The sequence below is a fragment of the Glaciecola punicea ACAM 611 genome (assembly GCF_000252165.1).
In the GTDB taxonomy this organism is placed as follows: Bacteria; Pseudomonadota; Gammaproteobacteria; order Enterobacterales; family Alteromonadaceae; genus Glaciecola; species Glaciecola punicea.
Genome location: NZ_BAET01000014.1, coordinates 18,847 through 39,796 on the forward strand (window position 1 = coordinate 18,847; position 20,950 = coordinate 39,796).

Annotated in this window: 17 protein-coding genes and 1 other annotated feature; of the genes, 4 read left to right on the forward strand and 13 right to left on the reverse strand. The window is 44.0% G+C overall.

Annotated features, from left to right (window positions below; translation table 11 throughout):
• Entirely contained in the window at window positions 1-900 is a 900-nt protein-coding gene (gene hisG / locus GPUN_RS07035) for an ATP phosphoribosyltransferase (RefSeq protein WP_006004934.1), read from the reverse strand.
• Window positions 901-981: 81 nt separating this feature from the next.
• Window positions 982-1,099, reverse strand: a sequence feature (His leader region).
• A 361-nt stretch (window positions 1,100-1,460) separates the two neighbouring features.
• Here hisG and GPUN_RS07040 point away from each other — a divergent pair.
• Together GPUN_RS07040 and GPUN_RS07045 are read left to right on the forward strand one after the other, a co-directional pair.
• Window positions 1,461-2,381, forward strand: a complete 921-nt coding sequence (locus GPUN_RS07040; protein ID WP_006004936.1) for a cation diffusion facilitator family transporter — start codon at window positions 1,461-1,463, stop codon at window positions 2,379-2,381.
• A 221-nt stretch (window positions 2,382-2,602) separates the two neighbouring features.
• The gene (locus tag GPUN_RS07045) at window positions 2,603-2,836 is read left to right on the forward strand and encodes a CDGSH iron-sulfur domain-containing protein (protein ID WP_006004939.1); all 234 of its coding nucleotides are present in this window, start codon (window positions 2,603-2,605) and stop codon (window positions 2,834-2,836) included.
• A gap of 335 nt (window positions 2,837-3,171) precedes the next feature.
• On the opposite strand, the gene metE is transcribed toward GPUN_RS07045, so the two are convergent.
• The gene (gene metE / locus GPUN_RS07050) at window positions 3,172-5,460 is read right to left on the reverse strand and encodes a 5-methyltetrahydropteroyltriglutamate--homocysteine S-methyltransferase (protein WP_006004941.1); all 2,289 of its coding nucleotides are present in this window, start codon (window positions 5,458-5,460) and stop codon (window positions 3,172-3,174) included.
• A 110-nt stretch (window positions 5,461-5,570) separates the two neighbouring features.
• Here metE and GPUN_RS07055 point away from each other — a divergent pair, with 110 nt between their 5' ends.
• On the forward strand, window positions 5,571-6,461 hold the full coding sequence (locus GPUN_RS07055) for a LysR substrate-binding domain-containing protein (protein WP_006004943.1): 891 nt from the start codon (window positions 5,571-5,573) through the stop codon (window positions 6,459-6,461).
• 82 nt (window positions 6,462-6,543) lie between these two features.
• On the opposite strand, the gene GPUN_RS07060 is transcribed toward GPUN_RS07055, so the two are convergent.
• From GPUN_RS07060 to cysD, 5 genes are all read right to left on the reverse strand, one after another.
• Entirely contained in the window at window positions 6,544-8,268 is a 1,725-nt protein-coding gene (locus tag GPUN_RS07060) for an SLC13 family permease (RefSeq protein WP_006004945.1), read from the reverse strand.
• A 167-nt stretch (window positions 8,269-8,435) separates the two neighbouring features.
• Window positions 8,436-9,842, reverse strand: a complete 1,407-nt coding sequence (cysN, locus tag GPUN_RS07065; RefSeq protein ID WP_006004947.1) for a sulfate adenylyltransferase subunit CysN — start codon at window positions 9,840-9,842, stop codon at window positions 8,436-8,438.
• A gap of 1 nt (window position 9,843) precedes the next feature.
• Window positions 9,844-10,641, reverse strand: coding sequence for a 3'(2'),5'-bisphosphate nucleotidase CysQ (gene cysQ, locus GPUN_RS07070; RefSeq protein ID WP_006004949.1), 798 nt, complete (start codon window positions 10,639-10,641; stop codon window positions 9,844-9,846).
• Window positions 10,638-11,237 carry an adenylyl-sulfate kinase gene (cysC, locus tag GPUN_RS07075; protein WP_006004952.1) on the reverse strand — a complete coding sequence of 200 codons (600 nt, stop codon included), beginning with the start codon at window positions 11,235-11,237 and terminating at the stop codon, window positions 10,638-10,640. Before cysC ends, cysQ begins: the two co-directional genes overlap by 4 nt.
• Window positions 11,237-12,151, reverse strand: coding sequence for a sulfate adenylyltransferase subunit CysD (gene cysD / locus GPUN_RS07080; protein WP_006004954.1), 915 nt, complete (start codon window positions 12,149-12,151; stop codon window positions 11,237-11,239). Before cysD ends, cysC begins: the two co-directional genes overlap by 1 nt.
• Window positions 12,152-12,450: 299 nt before the next feature.
• Here cysD and GPUN_RS07085 point away from each other — a divergent pair, with 299 nt between their 5' ends.
• Entirely contained in the window at window positions 12,451-12,684 is a 234-nt protein-coding gene (locus tag GPUN_RS07085) for a hypothetical protein (RefSeq protein ID WP_040520583.1), read from the forward strand.
• Window positions 12,685-12,840: 156 nt separating this feature from the next.
• Here the strand turns inward: GPUN_RS07085 and putP are convergent, their stop codons facing one another.
• The 6 genes from putP to GPUN_RS07115 all read right to left on the reverse strand — a co-directional run bounded on the left by putP (window position 12,841) and on the right by GPUN_RS07115 (window position 20,950).
• Window positions 12,841-14,364, reverse strand: coding sequence for a sodium/proline symporter PutP (gene putP, locus GPUN_RS07090; protein ID WP_006004960.1), 1,524 nt, complete (start codon window positions 14,362-14,364; stop codon window positions 12,841-12,843).
• Window positions 14,365-14,455: 91 nt separating this feature from the next.
• A complete protein-coding gene (locus GPUN_RS07095) occupies window positions 14,456-16,210 on the reverse strand; it encodes a BatD family protein (protein ID WP_051987313.1) in 1,755 nt (584 codons plus the stop codon).
• Window positions 16,210-18,312, reverse strand: a complete 2,103-nt coding sequence (locus tag GPUN_RS07100; protein WP_006004964.1) for a VWA domain-containing protein — start codon at window positions 18,310-18,312, stop codon at window positions 16,210-16,212. The genes GPUN_RS07095 and GPUN_RS07100 overlap by 1 nt, the downstream gene beginning before the upstream one ends.
• Window positions 18,305-19,351 (reverse strand): VWA domain-containing protein, encoded by a 1,047-nt coding sequence (locus tag GPUN_RS07105; RefSeq protein ID WP_006004966.1) that lies wholly within the window; start codon window positions 19,349-19,351, stop codon window positions 18,305-18,307. The genes GPUN_RS07100 and GPUN_RS07105 overlap by 8 nt, the downstream gene beginning before the upstream one ends.
• On the reverse strand, window positions 19,344-19,940 hold the full coding sequence (locus tag GPUN_RS07110) for a DUF4381 domain-containing protein (protein ID WP_006004968.1): 597 nt from the start codon (window positions 19,938-19,940) through the stop codon (window positions 19,344-19,346). Before GPUN_RS07110 ends, GPUN_RS07105 begins: the two co-directional genes overlap by 8 nt.
• The gene (locus tag GPUN_RS07115) at window positions 19,937-20,950 is read right to left on the reverse strand and encodes a DUF58 domain-containing protein (RefSeq protein WP_006004970.1); all 1,014 of its coding nucleotides are present in this window, start codon (window positions 20,948-20,950) and stop codon (window positions 19,937-19,939) included. Before GPUN_RS07115 ends, GPUN_RS07110 begins: the two co-directional genes overlap by 4 nt.

The following is a 20,950-nucleotide window of genomic DNA, read 5'->3' on the forward strand; positions in this document are numbered from 1 at the left end:
TTAACCCATCATTTTCTCAATTGGCAGCACCAGAATGGAGCTACAACCTAAGGCTTTTAGTTTTTCCATAGTTTCCCAAAACAGCGTTTCAGAACTCACCACGTGAATGGCGACCCTATCGTTGATACCTGCAAGGGGCAGTACAGTAGGATCTTCAGCGCCTGGCAGCAATGATTTGACTTGTTCTAGGTAATTTTTAGGCGCATGTAGCATTATATATTTGCTTTCTTTTGCTTGCAGTACGCCGTCTATGCGCGGCAGTAGGCGCGTTATTAATGCTTGCTTGTCGGGAGAAAGGTCTTCCGATTTTTGAATTAAGACCGCCTTGGAAACAAACACTTCATCTTCTTCTCTTAAGCCGTTTGCCTCAAGAGTTGCACCGGTAGAGACTAAATCACATATGGCATCGGCCACGCCTGCACGGGGCGCAACTTCAACGGAGCCTGTGAGCATGACGGCTTTAGCGCTAATCCCTTTTTCAGCAAAAAAGCGCTCTAATAAATAAGGATAAGTAGTGGCAACTTTTTTACCGTTTAATGAGGCAACTGAATCATACTTAAATTCAGTAGGCACTGCTATGGATAGTCTACATCCGCCGAAATCTAAACGCCTTAGGGTTTTAAATTCATGGGCTTTTTTGGAGGCTCGGCGTTCAAGCATTTTTTCTTCTAATTCATTTTCGCCAATAAAGCCTAAGTCGACCACGCCATCCATAATTAAGCCGGGGATATCGTCATCGCGCACGCGCAGCAAATCGATTGGCTGATTGGTAGAGTGTGCTATTAATAAGCGGTCGCGAATTTGGAGCTTGATGCCAATGGCTTTCAAAAGTGCAATGCTTTCGCTACTCAAGCGGCCCGACTTCTGAATAGCTATACGTAGTCTATTGCTTTGGCTCATGTTGTTTCCTTTTTGATCTTATATTTAAGTATTACTAAATTGCTTTACGACTGTAGCCTTCGCAAACAGTACAGCCTTAACAGTAAAAAGCCCCCGGAAGTTTTCTTCCGAGGGCTTTACAATACGTTTATCGCCGGTGGAAGGAAACCATAGCCTTCCAGGCACATACCTGAAAGCTTAGGTGCTTACGTGATGATGATGCGATAAGTTTATAATGCGGGTCATATTTGTGCTCTGGTTGTCTTAATTTGGAATATAGTACACTTTGCTGAGGCAAATTATGCGCAGCAACAATTTCAGGCTTTTAATGTTATCCAAACATACTCCATTAATCAACACCCAATCACCTAATACTGGGTAACTAAACGCTGTTTCTTAGTCAATTTATGAATAGCATAGTCCATTGCGCCGAAAATCAAGGTAAATAGCCAAATCCAATGAGCGTAATGAGGTCTTAATTACGATGAATTTGTGTACAATAAATATTTTTTTAAAGCTCTATCTTATTCATAAAAGACGCGTAAACTCCGCTCAATTAGGCCCTTTATATATGAACGAACGTGGCTACTGGTTTTCACGAGAAAAAAGAAAAAAGCTTACTCAGGCTGTCTTTATTTATGGCAACAGTATTTGTATTTGTTGCCTTTGGCTTTGCTCTAATTACACAGTCGGGCGCCATTTTATTTGACGGTGTTTACTCCCTGATTCCATTCTTTATGGCCTTGTTAACACTAAAAGTAGCCAACCTTGTGCAATTGCCAGACGATGACAGATTTCACTTCGGCTATACAGCGATAGAACCCACTCTCAATTTATTCAAATCGCTCATTATTATTGCTACCTGTTTGTATGCAGTAATTGACGCTGTTAATAGCCTGTTTACAGGCGGTAATGGGGCTAAGTATGGTTTCGCCATGGCATATGGCCTGTTTGCCACTGTTGGGTGCTTTGGTGTAGCCGCCTTTATGAAGTTTCACAGTAAAAGCCTGCGATCTGACTTAGTTAAAGTTGATGCGCACACTTGGCTAGTAGACGGTATATTGAGCGCCTCGATTTTGCTTGGTTTCGCCATTGCTTATTTTCTGGAGAAGTCGGTCTACGTAATTTACGCGCCTTACGTTGATCCTATTTTACTGATAGCGCTGGGACTATGCATACTGCCCATTCCCGGCAAAATAATGCTAGACAGTTTAAAAGAAGTCATAAACAAAGCGCCGCCCGAGGCAGTGTCTTTAGTGATTGAGAAAAAACTTAAGCAGTCGCTTTCAGCAGTGCCATTTGAGCATGTAGAAGTGCGTATTAGTAAAAGTGGCAGAGATATATATTTGCTGGTGCACATTATTGTGGATGAATCGTTTGGGTTGACGACGATTACCGAGCTAGATGATATTCGAAAGCGATCTGAAGCAATAATGAGGCAGTGGAATCCATCAATCCTGATGGATATATTATTTATTTGCGATCCTGATTTAGCGGATTGACCGTGAACATTCCGGTTGGCTATAAAGGTCAATATGGGCAATTAGCTTCTGCGAAAATACTTCGATGCTGATAAATTATTGGCGATTAAAATAACTGGGTACGTTTATTCGGCTCACTAAGGTTCTAAATACCTTAAGGATATTTACTCTCCAATAGAAGGTATAGAATATGATAGTGTGTTAGCTTGTCAAGGCGATATTCTAATATAGAGGAAATGGATATGAGTGAAGCGATTCGAGCATCTGATACGCCATATGGCGTTGAAGTTGAGGCGGGCAAAAACTATTTTTGGTGCTCTTGCGGGAAAAGTGTAAAACAACCCATGTGCGATGGTTCTCATGGCGGAACTGACTTTAGGCCTGTAAAATTTTTAGCTACAGAGTCTAAAAAGGTATTTTTTTGCGGATGTAAAGCCACAGCGTCACAACCTATGTGCGATGGTAGTCATAAGTAAATATAAGCTGCGAATGGCGCAGCGCCAATTGCCATATAATACTCCTTTGTGAATACGCTCCGAGTCGATCACGTCGTTAGGTAGCTTCGCATCGAGCATCTATTCTAGTATGCCTTTTGGGTCAATATTGACTATATGCAAAAATAGCAGGTTAAATTACCGATTCAAAAACTAAGCCTTCCTTCTAGTATTAACTCTATACCAGCCGAAAGGCCTACTTAGGTGTAAATTGGTTAATTGTCGCTGCACAAAAAATTCATCAATAAAAAAGCCGCTTCACCTCACATAGGCAATGCGGCTTTATAATCTGTCTTTATTTATTTTGGGGTTTGTCATTATTGCGCACGAAGCGCCTTCGCTGCAGCGACTAAGTTAGTCAACGCAGGCCTTACTTCTGCCCAGTCTCGCGTTTTTAAACCACAGTCAGGATTTATCCATAGGCGCTGGGCTGGGATTTTACTTGCCGCTTGTGTAATTAAATTAGTGATGGATTCAACTTCAGGCACGTTTGGGCTATGAATATCGTATACACCAGGGCCAATATCGTTTTGGTAGTTAAATGCATTAAAGGCATCTAGTAATTTCATATTGGAGCGCGATGTTTCAATCGTTATAACATCGGCGTCCATGCGCTGAATATCCGGTAAAATGTCGTTAAACTGTGAATAGCACATGTGTGTATGAATTTGCGTATCGCGCCTAACCCCACTAGAACACAGTTTAAAAGCGTCAACCGCCCACCGTAAATATTCAGGCCATTGAGACTGCTTGAGCGGTAAGCCTTCGCGCAGAGCCGCCTCGTCAATTTGAATAATGCCGGTGCCAGCTGCTTCTAGCGCTTGTACTTCGCCTCTTACTGCCAAAGCAATCTGCTGAGTTGTGAGAGACCTAGGCTGATCATCTCGTACAAAAGACCAATTCAAAATGGTTACCGGACCGGTAAGCATGCCTTTGACTGGCTTTTGCGTTAGTGATTGAGCATATTGCGTCCAAGCAACGGTAATGTCATTGCTACGACTTACATCGCCATAAATAATAGGCGGCTTAACGCAGCGCGAACCATAGCTTTGCACCCAACCGTACGCAGTGGTAAGCATGCCATTGAGGTGCCCCGCAAAGTACTCAACCATATCGTTGCGCTCAGCCTCGCCATGCACTAGTACGTCAAGACCCACTTGCTCTTGTTGTTCAATGCAGTAAGCAATATTTTCTTTAAGAGCATCTTCGTACTGCTGCTGCGTAATTTCTTTGCGAATAAACGCTTGGCGAGTTTTACGTATTTGTGACGTTTGCGGGAACGATCCTATCGTCGTGGTTGGGTACAATGGCAGTTTCAAGCTTTTTTGCTGCTGAGCAATACGGGTGGCATAGTCGTCACTGCGGTGTAGCCATTCGTTTTTAATATTCGTTAGCGCACGTTGCACAAGCTTGTTTGTTGACAAGCTAGACTGCTTACGTTGGTCAATAGCGCGCTTGTTTTGAGCTAGTGCTGCTTGTACGGAGTCTTGATCCGTTTGTGAACTGGTATGTAAGGCTTTACTTAAAATCTCAAGCTCAATTAGCTTTTGCTCTGCAAAGGCAAGCCAAGGCAGAATTTCAGGATGAATATTTTGCTCAGCATTTAAATCAACCGGGCAGTGCAGCAGTGAACACGACGGTGCCAGCCAAAGTTTGTCTTGTTTAAGCTGGGCAATAGGGTTTAGTAGCGTTAAGGCTTCAGTAAAGTCGGTTCTCCAAATGTTGCGTCCGTCAATAATACCGACTGATAGCACTTGAGAGTCATTTAGTGCCTTGGCTAATATTGCTACTTCATGCTTGGCGCGAGTCGCATCAATATGAACGCCATCAACAGGCAGTTTTGTTACTACTTTGAGATTATCGGCTAGGCTACCAAAGTAGCTTGCGAGTAATATTTTTACACCGCTGTTTTGCAGCGTATCGTAGGCATGTTGATAGGCACTCAGCCAGTCTGCATTGAGTTCAGTTACCAAGGCTGGCTCGTCTAACTGCACCCACTTTACACCGTTTTCAGCTAAGGTGTGAAGCAAGTTCTTATATGCCACCAGCAGGCTGTCAATTAGATCTAGCTTGTTTGTATCATCTAATGACTTGCCCAAATAAAGGTAAGTTAAGGGACCAATAACAACCGGTTTTACATCTAGACCGCGTGCTTGTAATTGCTTAACCTCGGATAATAATGTGTCGGCATACAGTTTAAACGTGGTCGTTTTAGAGAATTCTGGCACGATGTAGTGGTAGTTAGTGTCAAACCACTTCGTCATTTCACCTGCATGTGTGGGGCAACAATCGCGCTTGCTGGAGCGACCGCGCGCAATTCTAAAATAGCTGTCTAGGTATGATTCATTGTTATTTTCTCGCTTAGCACGTGCGGGTGCATTGCCAAATAAAAAGCTGGTGTCTAGTACATGATCATACAGCGAGAAGTCACCGGCTTGGGCAAAATCAAGATGCGTGAATGTTTGGTAGTGCTGCTCACGAAGTGTTTGAACCTGTTCATTCAGAGTCTGTTCAGCAATGTCATTGTTCCAGTATGCTTCTAAGCTGCGCTTTAGGTCTCGGTTTTTGCCAATGCGAGGATACCCAAGGTTGTGTGTTTTAGCCATTTATACGTCCATTTGATTAGTGTAGGGCTATACTATAGTGACTAAATACGTAATAATAATGGTATATTTTCATTAAAGCATGAATATTATTCATGTATGTAAGGCCTACAATGTTAGACAGACAGCACCTACATATTTTAAGCGCGGTTGCCTCTACCGGCACTGTGACCGAAGCCGCAAATAAGCTGCATGTCACACAATCTGCTTTGAGCCATGCAATCAAAAAGCTTGAACAAGCATATGGCGTAAAGGTATGGCATAAAGAGGGAAGGCGGGTGCGCATGACCAACGCGGGTCAGTTGCTACTCAAGTTTGGCAACCGAGTCATTCCACAGTTTGAGCATGCCGAGCTGCAGCTTCAACAAATTGCCAAAGGAGAACGCGGTACGCTACGCATTGGTATGGAGTGTCATCCATGTTATCAATGGTTGCTAACCGTGGTGAAGCCCTTTATTAGGGAATTCCCCGATATTGATGTTGATGTAAAACAGCAGTTTCAGTTCGGTGCGCTAGGGGCGCTGTTAGAGTATGAAATTGACATGCTTATAACGCCCGATCCTCTTTTGCATAAGCATATCAATTATCAAGCGGTGTTTGACTATGAACATGTGCTTGTAGTGCCTGCTGATTCTACTCTTGCTTCGTTGGGGTTTATAAGGCCGACCGATTTGGCAGATGAAACCCTTATAACGTATCCAGTGGAGGCGAGTCGACTCGACATATTTACGCGTTTTTTAACGCCGGCGGGTGTAAGTCCAAAACGACATAAAATTATTGAGACAACCGAAATTATGCTGCAAATGGTCGAAGCGAGTCGCGGCGTTGCTGCGCTGCCTCGGTGGCTGGTTGAGTCATTTCAAGATAAACTTGATATAAAATGGGTATCTCTAGGCAGTGCCAAAATTATGAAATCGATTTATTTAGGCACGCGCAATAAAGAACAAGCCCCTGACTATATGGGGCATTTCAAAGCCTTAGCAAAACGCGCGAGGGTAGTTTAGCTATTTAATACAGGTGAGAACAAAGCAAGCTAATTTGCTGTTAAAGCGCGTTTATTGCAAAAAAGTAATGTGAGCGGATGTATCACAAGTAGATTAAATTGAGCAGGCTCAGCACAATTACGCCAAACGTAATGGAAATAGGCACGCCTATTTTAGCAAAGTCAGAAAACTTATAGTCAGACGCGCCAAATACAATAAGGTTAGTTTGATAGCCATAGGGTGATATAAAACTGGCGCTGGCAGCAAAGGCAACTGCTAGAGCAAAAGGCATAATGGGCAATTGCATAGCACTAACCAAACCGTATGCGAAGGGAAACATAAGCGCGGCAGCCGCGTTGTTGGTGACAAACTCTGTCAGCAATACCGTCATCAGGTAAACCGCAATAAGAGCATAGAATGGATTCATGTCCCCTATTAGTGGCGTTAAGTGATTAGTGGCGAATAGAATTAGCCCAGAGTTTTCAAGCGCTGTGGCCAAGCTTAGCGCCCCCACAATGACCAGTATAAGGTTAATGGGCAAATTACGCTTATACTCTTGAACCGCCGACACTTTAACAATCACCAAGCTTGCCGCATAAAAAAGCAGGCCGGTGGCAAGGGGTATAACAGAGCTCGCCGCTAGCGCGATAACGCCTAAGAAGCCCAGTAAGGTGAAGTTTTCCTGCCACCTTGTTAACTTACGCGTAATTTTTTGTTCAGACACCACAAAGAAGTTTTTGGATATGTTGTCTCTGCTGTGAAAATCACTGCCGGTGGCAAGTAATAAAAAATCCCCTGCTTGAATTTTTAAATCGCCCAATTTGCCTGAAATAGCTTCGCCGTCGCGTCGAATAGCCACTACGCCAGCGTCAAAAAGTGCTCTAAAGCCAACTTGCTTAAGGGTTTTATTGCGTATGGTAGAGCGGTTTGACACAACCACTTCGGTTAAGCTATCGTTTAACAAACCATTTGCTTCGGCAAACATAGTAAGGCCTTTAATGTGGCCAATGCTGTCTATTTTAGCGATGTTGCCTGTGAATATAAGTTTATCGTTTTCCTCAATTATCATATCCGGTGTAACTGGTGTGATCACTTTTTTGCGCCTGACTATTTCAATTAAAAATAACTCAGGTAAGTTACGTAAGTGATTATCTTCAACAGTATTACCAATGAGTTCTGAACTGGCTTCTACGTCGGCTTCAAGCAGGTAGCTTTGATACTGACTCTTATTCGCATTGAAAGTGGGTAATAAACCAGACAGCATAAACAATAAAATACCGCAGGCGATCCCCGCGCTAAGGCCAAACAGGGTGAAGTCGAAAAAGGCAAAGCCTGCATGACCGTTTTCAATTAAGAAACTGTCGACTATTAAGTTGGTAGAGGTACCAATAAGCGTCACGGTGCCGCCTAAGATAGCGGCGTACGACAAAGGAATTAATAATTTTGAGGGTGGATGTAAGGTATTGTGCTTTATTGGGCCAATTAGGCTTGCCACTACGGCGGTATTATTCAAAAGGGCAGAGGCGCTAAACGTGAGCGCAAACATGCGCCAGAAACTTTTTGCATAGCTGCCCTTAATAATTTTACGACCTAGCCGCACCACCAGCGTTGTTTTGTCAATGGAGTGACTCACCAGCAGCAGCAATACAAGGGCGACCAGTCCCATGTTGGTAACGTTTTGTAAAATATGAGAAAAATCTAGCTGTTGCAGCAGCACTAAAACTAAGGTGCACGCGGCAAAGATACTTGAAGGTTTTTTGTTTGTGAATATTAAGGCCACAATAGTGGCAAAAAACACAAGCAGTACCATTATTTGGTCAATATTCATATATTCACAAAAGTTACACTAGGCTGTAAGAATAATTAATTAACAGCTAGACTGTCTAGGGATTAATTAATTGCGTAAAGTAGAGCTACTAAAGCTTAGCAAATACCTATCGTTATAGCTAAAGATCAGCTAGATGACTGCCAAGCAATACACAAGCTACCGCCACATTAAGTGTTGCTTATGTCGCTAGTGCCCCAGTGCGGGAAATGCTTCCTTACAAGGGCGTTCATTTCCAGCTCAAACTCTGAGTACTGCGTTGAGCCTTTACTCTCTTTATTAGCGCTAATGATCATACCGGCACCCACTGTGCCATTTGTCATGCGGTCAATAATGATAAAAGCACCCGTGGCGCGATTTTTAGCATAAGGATCGCAGGCAATATTTTGCGTTAATCTAATATTAATCACCCCAATTTCATTGAGATTTAAATGCAAAGCTTCACTTTCATTAAGCGTATTCACATCAATTTTATGGTGTAGGTTAGACACTGTGCCGGTAACGGTCTTCGTGGCAAATTTAAAACTAAATTGTTTATTGGGAATGAGCTCTTCTTCTGCCATCCAGACCAAGTAAGTGCTAAAACTACTGGCTATTAGGGGCTTATTGTCGTTTTTAACAATCATGTCGCCGCGTGAAATATCAATTTCATCTTTCAGCGTTAGCGTAATCGCCTGCTGCGCGTTTGCATGCTCAATATCACCGTTGAAGGTATAAATAGATTTTACGATAGAGGTTTTACCTGATGGCAACACAGTAACTGCATCGCCTTTGGCTATTTGGCCTGAAACGATGGTACCGGCAAAACCTCTGAAATTCAGATTCGGTCTGTTAACGTACTGTACTGGAAATCTAAAATCGTCTTTACTCTGATCGGTAATTACGATTGTTTCAAGAGTCTCCATCAGGGTGGGGCCGCTATACCAAGGCGTATGCTCACTTCTGTTGACGACGTTGTCGCCTTCAAGCGCCGACATAGGAATAAAGCGAATATCGGGGATGTTAAGCTGCTTTGAAAATGAAATAAATTCTTGTTTAATATCGTTAAACACACTTTCACTAAATTCCATTAAATCCATTTTATTGACCGCTACAATAGCGTGCTTAATGCCCAACAGTGAGGCTAAAAATGAATGACGTTTCGTTTGTGTTTTAATGCCTGCGCGTGCATCAACCATCAAAATGGCAAGGTCGCAGTTAGATGCGCCTGTGACCATGTTGCGGGTATATTGCTCGTGCCCGGGTGTATCGGCAATAATAAACTTGCGCTTGTCGGTACTGAAGTAGCGGTATGCCACGTCTATAGTAATGCCTTGCTCGCGCTCAGACTGCAGGCCATCCACTAATAGCGCAAGGTCGACCTTTTCGCCTGTGGTACCTACTTTCTTGCTGTCTTTAGTGATAGCCGCTAGCTGATCTTCGTAAATCATTTTGGAATCGTGCAGTAGGCGGCCTATCAGCGTACTTTTGCCGTCGTCTACGCTACCGCAGGTTAAAAAGCGCATTAAATCTTTGCGCTCGTGAACCGCTAAGTATTCATTTATGTCAGAGCGTAATAATTCATTTTCGTTAAACATCTTAGCAACTTACCATGAAAAAAGGGTTCAAAACTGATTCTTTTTGATTGTAGCGCAGCGGGTGTGCGTCTGCGTCAAAAGGATTATTAGTGTCTAGCACAGTGACTTTTGCGCCTGCGGCTAATGCGATGGCGTGCGCTGCCGCTGTGTCCCACTCACTTGTTAGGCCGACACGAGGATATAAATGCGCTTCACCGGCTGCAACTAGGCATAACTTTAATGAACTGCCCATAGCAATTAAGTCTTTTTCGCCGTCAAGAGCATCCATAACTTTATTAATTTCAGGGCTTTGATGCGAGCGACTGCCCACTACTCTCCATGCTTGACCCTGTGTATGTGGGCGTGCTTTAATCGCTATTTTTTGCCCCTCTTGTAGCACATAAGCGCCCCGCTTTTTTGCGCCCACGTAGGTCTTTTTAAGCACCGGTGCGTGCACAATACCGAAGGTCGGTTCACCGTATTCAATTAGGGCAATGTTGACTGTAAACTCACCGTTTTTCTTAATAAACTCTTTGGTACCGTCAAGCGGATCTACTAGCCAGTAGCGTGTCCATTTTTTGCGTTCTTGCCAAGGGATTTCGCTCGACTCTTCCGATAAAATGGGTAAATCAGCAAGTGCTCCTAGCGCGTCTACAATATGGTGATGAGCAGCTAAATCGGCCTCGGTTAATGGGCTTGAGTCAGATTTGTCGTATATGGCGATGTCTGATGAGTAAATGTCTAATATTTTGTCGCCTGCGTCTTGTGCAATCTGGGTAAGCGCTTGAATACTTTTTTCGTTTATCTGGAACTTGCTCACTTAACATATCCTTTTTCTTGCAGTGCTAGATATAAACGTTGTGTAGTTTGCTGGGCTGTTTCGTCCTTATAATGTAAATGTATTTCTGGCGACTGCGGGGCTTCGTAGGCAGAATCTATACCGGTAAAATGCTTAATTTCGCCGCTTCTCGCTTTTTGGTAAAGGCCTTTGGGATCGCGCTTTTCACACACTTCAATTGGAGTGTCTACAAACACCTCTACAAACTCACCGTTTGCAAGTAATGATCTACAGTAGTTACGGTCTGCCTTAAACGGCGAGATAAACGCGGTTAGAGCAATTAAGCCCGCGTCGACAAATAGCTTACTGACTTCGCTGATACGTCTTATATTTTCAACGCGCGCCTTGTCGTTGAACCCTAAGTCGCCGCATAGGCCGTGGCGTACGTTGTCGCCATCAAGTAAATAGGTCGCATGATCAGCCTCATAAAGGCGTTTTTCTAAAAGATTTGCAATAGTAGATTTACCCGATCCAGACAAACCCGTTAGCCAAATTACGCTGGGTTTTTGCCCAAGTTTGGCACTTCTATGCTGCTTGTCTACCGTACTTTTGTGCCATAAAATATTACTAGGTGCCATTAAAAGTAACCCTCCATTTTCTTCTTTTCCATAGAGCCAGAAGAATCGTTATCGATGACTCGCCCTTGGCGCTCTGATGTTTTGGTTAACAACATTTCTTGTATAACTTGGGGCAAAGTGTCAGCAACTGACTCAACCGCACCGGTAAGCGGGTAACAGCCAAGGGTTCTGAAACGAACCGACTTCATTTGCGGAGTCTCCCCTTCATGTAAGGGCATACGGTCATCGTCAACCATGATTAATACACCATCGCGATAGACCACCGGACGTGGTTTAGCAAGATACAAAGAAGGGATCTCTATGCCTTCTGCATAAATATACTGCCAGATGTCAAGTTCTGTCCAGTTAGACATGGGAAATACCCGGATGCTTTCGCCTTTATTAATTTGTGAATTATAGATGTTCCATAACTCTGGGCGCTGGTTTTTAGGATCCCAGCGGTGGTTTTCATCTCTAAACGAATATACGCGTTCTTTCGCACGAGACTTTTCTTCGTCGCGGCGAGCGCCGCCAAAAGCCGCATCAAATTTATAATGATTTAAAGCTTGTTTAAGCGCGCCTGTTTTCATAATGTCGGTATGTTTTGCGCTGCCAACTGAAAAAGGATTAACACCTTGCTCAACGCCTTCCTGATTGGTGTGCACCAGCAAATTTAAATTGTGTTTAGCGGCAATTTTATCTCTAAACGTAATCATTTCTTTAAATTTCCAGGTCGTATCCACATGTAAAAGGGGGAAAGGAATAGTGCCAGGTGCAAATGCTTTTCGGGCAAGGTGCAATAACACCGATGAATCTTTACCCACTGAGTACAGCATTACTGGATTGTCAAATTCGGCGGCTACTTCTCTAAAAATATGAATGCTCTCAGCCTCGAGCTCTTTGAGGTGGGTCATGCGCGGCAATTTATCAGTCATAGTTAACTCTATTTGTATTGTCTAAGAGGCAAGCAATATGTTTAACCAACATGCCCCTAGCATTAGGGGCTACGTTAAAGGCGCATATACTAATTATTTATAAGCATATAATGTTAGCATAATTGGATAAGTTGGCTATTACAATTTGGTATTGTTAATAACCGTTTTATAATTTAATAGATACATTTGTTATAAGGATGCTAATAAGCAATAGTGAGAGCTCTGCAGCGCTTCAAGCTCGATAAATAAGGAGATCGAGACGCTTTTCGGCCCAAAATGCAGAATCTGCATAGGCGATAATGACATCGTCGTATTCAATTTTCATACGTGTGCAGGCTTTATTAAGCCTTTCCCATTCACCTTGTTCAATTACTTTGCAGACTAAAATAATGCCCGCAAGTCAAGCTTTGTCTTTTACTAAGGCTTCTTTGATTGTGTCGGTAAGTGGCATACTGCCTATAAGTACTTCTATGCTACTTTCTAACATTGCATCAATAAGTGACGGTAAGCTAACCAAGAAGGCAGAAGACTAGGGTAGGACTTTAGAATCGAAGCTTCAGTAAAGTTAATAAACGTATACTTTGCTGAGCTTATTTTATCTAGACCTAGATTGAACTGCAGGCCTTCAATCATTTTTGCTGTGCCTTTGTCTTGCTGCAAAGTAAGCCATATGTCTCTATATAGTGATGTTACGAATCTGTTTTATAACGATGCGTAAATTCATTAAATAGGGCAGATATTTCTGACGCTTCTGAATCTTTGCTCGGCCGGGTAATACTCATTATTACTATAACAGCAGCAGAAACGATAAACCCTGGAATTATTTCATAAATATACGAAGATAAAGCAGCGCCACTTTCATCAATGGGCACAAAAATCCAAATTAGTACGGTAATAGTGCCCGCTAACATACCTGCAATTGCGCTTTCCTTAGTCATTTTGTCCCATAATAAAGAAATGATGACCAGCGGGCCAAAGGCTGCGCCAAATCCTGCCCAAGCATTGCTGACAAGCGATAAAATTGTTTTATTTTCGCCTAACGCCATTCCTATAGCGGCAACGGCAACCACAATTACGCAAATACGACCGACCATAACTTGTTTACTGTCTGAGGCTTCTTTGTTAATAAAACAGGTGTACACGTCGCGGGTTAACGAGCTTGAGGTAACTAAAAGTTGAGAAGAGATGGTGCTCATAATAGCGGCCAATATTGCGGCTAATAAAAACCCACTAATAAGAGGGTTGAAGAGTAGCTGTGATAACACAATGAAAATTGTTTCTGGATCGTCAAGCGGTATACCTTGAGAGGTCATATAAGCCAGCCCAAAAATGCCGGTCATTGCTGCGCCAATAAGCGCCACGATCATCCAAGTCATGCCAATTCTTCTGGCTGCCGGTATCTGCTTTACGCTGCTTATGGCCATGAAACGTACAATAATATGCGGTTGGCCAAAGTAACCTAAGCCCCACGACAATAAAGAAATTATTGCCACAAACCCTAAGGTTTCGCCGGTAGATGCATCAATCATTAATGACAGTAGATCAGGATTAATAGTCGCTACGCTGTCGAGGGTTTGATTAATACCGCCTAGCTCAAATACAACGACACTGGGCACCAGCACTAGCGCGACAAACATAATGCAGCCTTGCACAAAGTCGGTAATAGATACGGCGGTAAAGCCGCCAAAAAAAGTATAGGTTACCACCACGCCAGCGGTAATAAATACTCCTAATTCAAAGCTTAAGCCAAATGACGATTCAAATAATTTGCCGCCTGCTACCACCCCAGACGATGTATATAAAGTGAAAAAGAGAATGATAACGATGGAAGCGATTACGCGCAGCATTCTTGTCTTATCTAAGAAACGATTTTCAAAATAATCTGGCAGAGTAATAGAGTCGTTAGCGACTTCGGTAAACACACGCAGGCGAGGTGCCACCACTAAATAATTAATCCATGCACCCAGCGTTAAACCAAATGCAATCCAAAGCGAAGAGGCGCCTGTTACATACATGGCGTCGGGTACACCCATTAACATCCAACCACTCATGTCAGAAGCACCTGCTGACAGCGCGGTGACTGGCGCGCTTAGTTTACGCCCGCCTAACATATATCCAGAAGCACTGTCTTCGTTGGTTTTAAAGGCGTAAAGACCTATGCCCAGCATTATCAAGAAATAAATTGCCAATGATATATACGTGCCAAATTCCATTAAGACGCCCTTTTTTTATTATTTTACTTAGCATTATGCTACGCATAGTCTAACAGGATGCACGGAAAAAAAAAGCTTATGTATACCAGAGCTATTTAGCGTAAAGCACTGAGCGCGCCGTTTCCTCATTATCTAAGGTAGCAAGTTTCCTGAATTGTGTTAAACGCTCAATAAAATTACGGTTGTCAATTGGTTCGGGGTGAGTTGAAAAACTGTTTGCTAACAGTTGGTTGTAGGTCTCAAGTGCACCAGAGCGCGGGTGCATTGCTAAACTGGCGCTAATTGAATAAAACTGCGTGGGGTATAGGGCCTGCAGCCAGCTTTCAAGTGCATCTGAAATACCATGTGTATGGCCTTGCTCTAAACTTTGTTTAAGGCGCGTAAAAGCCTCTTGCTCTGGCAAAACAGATGGCGCAATATTTGTTTGGGCTGTTTTGGGGCTATGTCGCTTAGTCTTTGCCATTAGCCAAAAAATGTACAAAGCAATGAGGGTAAACACGTTAGTCGCTATTAATAAATAGTGCAGCCAGTTCATTGTGCTTGACTGCGGTGGAAGCGTAGGTAGAGCAGGCGACATATTTGGTGAAGTGGTTTGCTGCTGGCCTTTGAGCGGCGCAATTTGCGCGGTTGCTGCGCCATTGTTGGGCTTGGAAACAACCTCAATTGAGCTAGCGGGCAGTGTCGCAAATTCGGTTGTGCCAGTATTTACATTAAACCAAGGGATGCGAACTTCGGGCAATATGAAATTTCCCGCTTCTTCTGGAATAATGGCGCTGTTAAATGTACCTTGCGCTATTAATTTGTCATTACGTTCAACCGAAGCAAGGCTAGGCTGTTCAGGGTAAACTTTAAAACTTGGGTGATAAGGCAAGTCGATGCCGGGCAACTGCTCTTTAGTTAGCCCAAGTGCGGTCAGGGTAATAGTGCGCGTGACGGGCTCACCTACCACAAAGGGTTGCGTTTCGCCTTGCCACTGCTGCGTAATTTCTACCAGTTCGCTGGGCAACCATGTTTCGCTGTAGTTGTCTGGGATAGGCTGCACGTTTATGTTGATGTCGGGTGCGCGCCGAGAGATGGTTTTTGTACGTCCAAAATTAGCAAAACTGCGGCGAGAATTGGTCGGAACTTCGGCCTCAAATATGGGCCCATCAATAACATAGTTACCGCTTGCTTGAGGAATAATAGCGTATTTTCTTTCGATTATGCGATAGCGCACACCTTCAATAATTTCTTGATAGTCGGTATCTTCGCCAATCTGTTCTATAATAGCGCCAGCTAAATTAGGCTGGGTAAGCTGGCCTCGCTGAATATCACGAACAAGGTGTATTTTGACCGTATATAAAATTTGCTGTTGTAAATATACTGACTGCGTGTCGATGCTAGAGGTCACGAAGAACTCTCTTGGCTGGCTGCTGCTAGCGCTGTCAACTGGCAGCACGTTTACTGTAAATTCGATGCTAGATTCATTGTCGACGGTAAAGCGTGGCACAGTGAAAGAACCAATTTGCTTGGGGTATAAATTGATTGTCCAAGTCACCGTGCGCGACATTGAGCCGTTGATTATTTGTGTAGACTGGCTAAACGAGGGCTGACTTACGTTAAAGTCTACTTGTAAGGGCCTGAAGTTGACCGCATCTCGATCTGCTGAGCCCTGCGCTGTTAGGGTCAATTGTATAGATTCATCGACCAAAATGGTGTTTCTATCCACGTTGGTAGTAAGCTGTGTAACCTTCGCGTATGCGGTGCTTACGTGCATGATTGCACCCAGTAATATACATACACTTAATAGCACGCTTACACGCAACACTGTTGACAAGGATGGTTTAACTATAGGCTGTATGCTCACTACCAGTTTTCCTGTATCGGAGGTGAAGGGTCATTTCTGCGTTTATAGGCTTCAAGCTGCATTTTTCGCATCAGCAAATACGCAGGGTCGTCGGGAATTTTATTTAAGATCATCTGCATTCTTTGTAACTCTTCTTTTTGCTCAGGCGTTAAATCATCGGTATTCACCTGATTAGAAATAGCCTCGGTTTGCGCTTGCTCGTTTCGCTGCGGCGCTTCATTGCTTTGCTGTTCAGCAGAAGCCTCATTTTCTTTTGACTGCTGCTCGGCTTGTGACTGCTGAGCATTTTGTTGCTCTTGCGTTTTTTGCTTTTGCGCTTCTTGCTTGAGCGACTCATCCGAGGGTTGCTGTTCTTCTTGCTGACCTTCGCGGTTTTCTTGCGCGCTGTTTCCATCAGACTGTTCGCTTGATGGGCTTTGTTGCTGCTGCGAACCGTCGGGCTGACTATCGGACGGCTGACTATCTTGAGACTGACTTTGCTGGTCTTGTGCATCTTGACCCTGCTGTTCATCACTATTTTTTTGCGATGAATCCTGATTCTGGTCTTGCTCGCCGTCTTGTTCGTCTTGTTCTTCCTGAGAGTCCTGTTGCTGTTGTTCTTGTTGCTGCTGCTCTAACAGTTCTTCTACAAGTTGCTTATTAGCCTTTGCATGTTGATGCTCTGGATTGCTCTTTAACACTTCATTATAAGCATTAAGGGCGTCTTCAAGCTTACCTTGCCTGGCTAAGGCATTGCCTTTATTGTAAACATTGTCCATTAATGCGCTTTGTGTCACTGAACCGCGTTGGATAAGTTGCTTATACAATGCTTCAGCGCGTTCGAAATCACCACTTTTATAAGCACTGGCCGCTAGCCAGGCGCTGTCTTCAAAAAGATTTTGCGCTTTGGCATAATCGTTTTCATCAAACGCTATTTTCCCTCTTTGGTCTGCATTTTTGAAGACCCTATCAAGTAAGTTTTCATTTGTGCGCGGCGAATTTTGGTTGATCTCTTGGTCGGCTATTACGTTTACTGTGTTGGGCAAAGGCTGAGACTGTACCGCGAAAACGCGCGGACTGCTGGTGCCTAAACCCAGCAAAAGACTACCTAAAATAGCGACGCTCAATACGCCTTTTCTGAAACTATAAGCCGCCACGGGCAACAATAGTAAAAGTAAATAAGGACCCATATCTTTGAAAGTGTCACCAGTAGCATTATCTACTTCTTTCGCTCGCTGCTGCTGGTCAAAAGCAACGTTGCGTTTAATTGCTTGAATATCGCTATCGTCGTTGGCAAACAAATGATATTTTCCCTTTGTACCTGCCATGGCCTGATTCATGTAACGTGAATTAATGCTGGGTACTACAATTTTGCCTGTGAAGTCTTTTAACAATTGTCCGTCTTCCATTGGAATAGGCGCGCCTGCTTCGGTGCCTACTAGCAAGGCCGATACTTCAAACGGCGAGTCTATGATAAAATCTCTTATATCTCTAATTTCATCATAGCGGATGCCGTCGGTTATCCAATAAATTTGTCCCTGCTGATAGCCTGCGTCTTGCAGAAGCGAGGCTGAACGTAGCAAACCGGTTAGTGCTGAACTGCCTTTGATAGGCATTATTTCGGGCGTCAGCACCGGTATTAAGGTGGTAAGGTTATTGATATCATCGGTAAGTGGGCTCACCACAAAAGCGTCTCCGGCATAGGCTACTAAGCCGGTTTCCCCTTCTTTTACTTCATTGACTAAATCGATAGCTTTGAATCTGGCCCTGGTGAGCCTGTTTGGGGATAAATCGCTTGCGCGCATAGACATTGACATGTCCATTAAAATTACTTTACCGGCTTGTGTTTGGTAAACCATTTGGGGGAGCTTTTCCCATGTGGGGCCGGCTATAGCAATGACCGCTATTAATAAAGACGCCATGCTTAGGTGCACAAACTTATTTGATGCAACTGCGCTTTTGCGTACTATCATTTGCTGATAAAGGTGAGCTGGAATAAGCTGCTGCCACACGTTTTGGTCCTTGCCAAACCTAAGTTTTAAGGCGTAAATAATTAAAATCGCCAATAAAGCCCACAGCCATTCAGGACGAATAAATTGAAAGTTTTGAACGATATCATTCATCTGCAGCGGCCCTTGTTGAAGTGTTGCGGGGGCTTGAAGAAGTGTTTCTCACATTTCTAAACAGCATCAACAGCAGCGGCGTCAATGCAATAAAAGCTGCGATGCCAACAGCCGCCGCCAGTGGATAATAAAACAGCTCTTCTCGTGGGCGCAGTGTTTGATCATTTCCTTTAACCGGCTCAAGTAAATCTAATATCGCGTATATTTGCGCAAGCTCTTGGGTACTTTTTGCTCGAAAATAATCACCGCCTGTTTCTTTTGCTATCTTTAATAGAGCGCGCTCGTCTAAGTCTGATGAAGGGTTTATGAGTCGCTGTCCAAACAGGCTATTTTGCACCTGTTGCTCCGAGCCCACGCCAATGGGATACACTGTGACTTGATTAGCCACGGCCAGCGCTAATGCTTGGTCAATACTAATATTGCCGGCGGTGTTGCGTCCGTCGGTGAGTAAAATCAATACCCGGTTAGATCGCTCTTTTTCGATAAAGCGTTTAACGGCTAAGCCAATGGCGTCGCCAATTGCGGTGCTGTCGCCCACTAAACCGATCACGCTTTCATCTAAAAATTGTTTTATTATGTTACGATCAAACGTTAGCGGTGCCTGCAAGTAGGCGGTGTCACCAAATAGTATTAACCCAATGCGGTCACCTACTCGGCGTTCAATAAAATCATCCATTACCGACTTCACCATTTCTAGTCGGTCAACGCCTTGGCCATTTACCAGCATGTCTTTTTGACGCATGCTGGTAGACAAATCGACTGCTAACATTAAGTCCCGGCCTTCACTAGGTATAGCAATGGGATCGCCAAACCAAATAGGGCGAGCCGAGGCAAACACCAGTGCAATCCACGCAATGCTTAGTATTAATGCCCTCCCTATAGAGCTTCTGATTTTTTTATTTTGGCTTTGAGCAAGCTCTGTCACATGTGGAAAGTATAACGCGACCTGCGCATTTTTTTTCTTGGCAGGCAGCAAGTAGCGCAGCAGCAAGGGCAAAGGTAAAAGCGCCAATAGGGGCCACCAAACAAACTCAAACATGGCTGACCTCTTTTGCTGGCGATGGCGGTGAGGTTTTGGCGACGGCTGTATGTTTATTACTGGGCACTTTGCAAGGAAAGCTAGTGTCTACGAAGTCACGCATTGCCGTCAATATTACATCGTTTTGAGCCCTTACCACATTCTGCAGATCGTCTGCAGTCGCTTCTTTACTTGGCAACGCGGCTTCAAGGCTGGCAGGTGGCTTGGCATACATACGCGCTTGCAGCATTGAAATTGACCGTACTACCTCACTTGGATGATTGCCTTTATAAACCGACAGCAGTAAAGATTGCCACTCACTGCCATGCATTGTTTTGCTCGCTACGTGCGGCATATAATGCGCAAACAGTGTTTTTATTAGCACGTGTACCTTATGCGCAAAGTAAGGATCTAGCGTTTCTAAGCTATTTAATGCAGCCATGGTCCCACGTTTTTGTTTACGCGTGTTTTTGAAGCGTACAACGCTGATTATCGCAATCGCAAGTAGCAAGATTGCAAGCGCCAAGACTAGCCAATAACCCCATGCTAAAGGCCAAATCGATACGTTTTGTGGTGTGGTAATGTCGGCAAGTTGATCAAGTGGGTTCATCTAAACTCCCCCAGTATTAGTCCAGACTTACTCGCGCTAAGCTGTTGTTCAATAGGCTGCGCTGCGCTAATTTGTCGAAGCGGCAGGCCTAAGCTGTTTAAATTGGCTTTCAGTGCGTCAAACACGTCGCCGCGTATGCGCTTGTACTGTTCATTAATGCTGCTGTCTCCCAGCAGTATATGCTGCTCTTGTAGACCATTTGAGAGAAGCACGTCTTGCATGCTATTCACCGCAGGCAGAGCTTCTTCAATGGGGTCGAATATACGTAGTGGCCTTACTTCGCAGTGGCGCTTTATCTTGCCTAACACCGAAAAAGCACTGTTTGAAACGTTGATGAAATCAGAAATAACATATACCAATGTACCGGGCCTGGCCAACATGGCTAGTTGATTCATATGCGTTGTACTTTGATCGGCTGTCTCGCGAGGTGACGCTGTCTTTTGTAGGGCAGGTTGTTTAGCGTTCGTATAGGTTTCAATGATTGCGTTGTTTTGTAGTTCAATTAGTTGATTAAGCATCGACAAAGCCTGCTTAGCCGTAGACTTTGGTTTACGTTCTATATCAATGTTATTTGATACTGCCATACAGCCAATTTTGTCTCCTCGCGATAGGGCACTAAAAATGACTAGCGCGGCGGCATGCAATGCCTGCACTGATTTATACAAAAGCGAGGTGCCAAACTGCATTGACGACGACAAATCAATAAAAATGAGCACCGGACGTTCTCGCTCTTCGCGGTACAGTTTTGTATGTGTTTTGCCAGTGCGCGCAGTAACGCGCCAGTCTATGCTGCGAATATCATCGCCGGGTTGGTAATGACGGGCCTCGTCAAACTCCATTCCTCGGCCTTTAAAGCGTGAGGTGATTGTACCGGCCATACTGCTTTTTATGCTGCCGTTAGGCACTAAGTTGAGCTTGCGCGCAAGCGCACGGTAGCGAACAAGCTCTGCTAGCTCGCATGATACACCGTTTGATAAAAGCGATGCCAGGAGATCTTGCGTATTTACCAT

Bases quoted from the DNA above. Each gene is read 5' to 3' on its own strand.
- hisG (WP_006004934.1), bottom strand. From the start codon at position 900: ATGAGCCAAAGCAATAGACTACGTATAGCTATTCAGAAGTCGGGCCGC.
- GPUN_RS07045 (WP_006004939.1), top strand. From the start codon at position 2,603: ATGAGTGAAGCGATTCGAGCATCTGATACGCCATATGGCGTTGAAGTT.
- metE (WP_006004941.1), bottom strand. From the start codon at position 5,460: ATGGCTAAAACACACAACCTTGGGTATCCTCGCATTGGCAAAAACCGA.
- GPUN_RS07055 (WP_006004943.1), top strand. From the start codon at position 5,571: ATGTTAGACAGACAGCACCTACATATTTTAAGCGCGGTTGCCTCTACC.
- GPUN_RS07060 (WP_006004945.1), bottom strand. From the start codon at position 8,268: ATGAATATTGACCAAATAATGGTACTGCTTGTGTTTTTTGCCACTATT.
- cysN (WP_006004947.1), bottom strand. From the start codon at position 9,842: ATGTTTAACGAAAATGAATTATTACGCTCTGACATAAATGAATACTTA.
- cysC (WP_006004952.1), bottom strand. From the start codon at position 11,237: ATGGCACCTAGTAATATTTTATGGCACAAAAGTACGGTAGACAAGCAG.
- cysD (WP_006004954.1), bottom strand. From the start codon at position 12,151: ATGACTGATAAATTGCCGCGCATGACCCACCTCAAAGAGCTCGAGGCT.
- GPUN_RS07085 (WP_040520583.1), top strand. From the start codon at position 12,451: ATGACATCGTCGTATTCAATTTTCATACGTGTGCAGGCTTTATTAAGC.
- putP (WP_006004960.1), bottom strand. From the start codon at position 14,364: ATGGAATTTGGCACGTATATATCATTGGCAATTTATTTCTTGATAATG.
- GPUN_RS07100 (WP_006004964.1), bottom strand. From the start codon at position 18,312: ATGAATGATATCGTTCAAAACTTTCAATTTATTCGTCCTGAATGGCTG.
- GPUN_RS07105 (WP_006004966.1), bottom strand. From the start codon at position 19,351: ATGTTTGAGTTTGTTTGGTGGCCCCTATTGGCGCTTTTACCTTTGCCC.
- GPUN_RS07110 (WP_006004968.1), bottom strand. From the start codon at position 19,940: ATGAACCCACTTGATCAACTTGCCGACATTACCACACCACAAAACGTA.
- GPUN_RS07115 (WP_006004970.1), bottom strand. From the start codon at position 20,950: ATGGTAAATACGCAAGATCTCCTGGCATCGCTTTTATCAAACGGTGTA.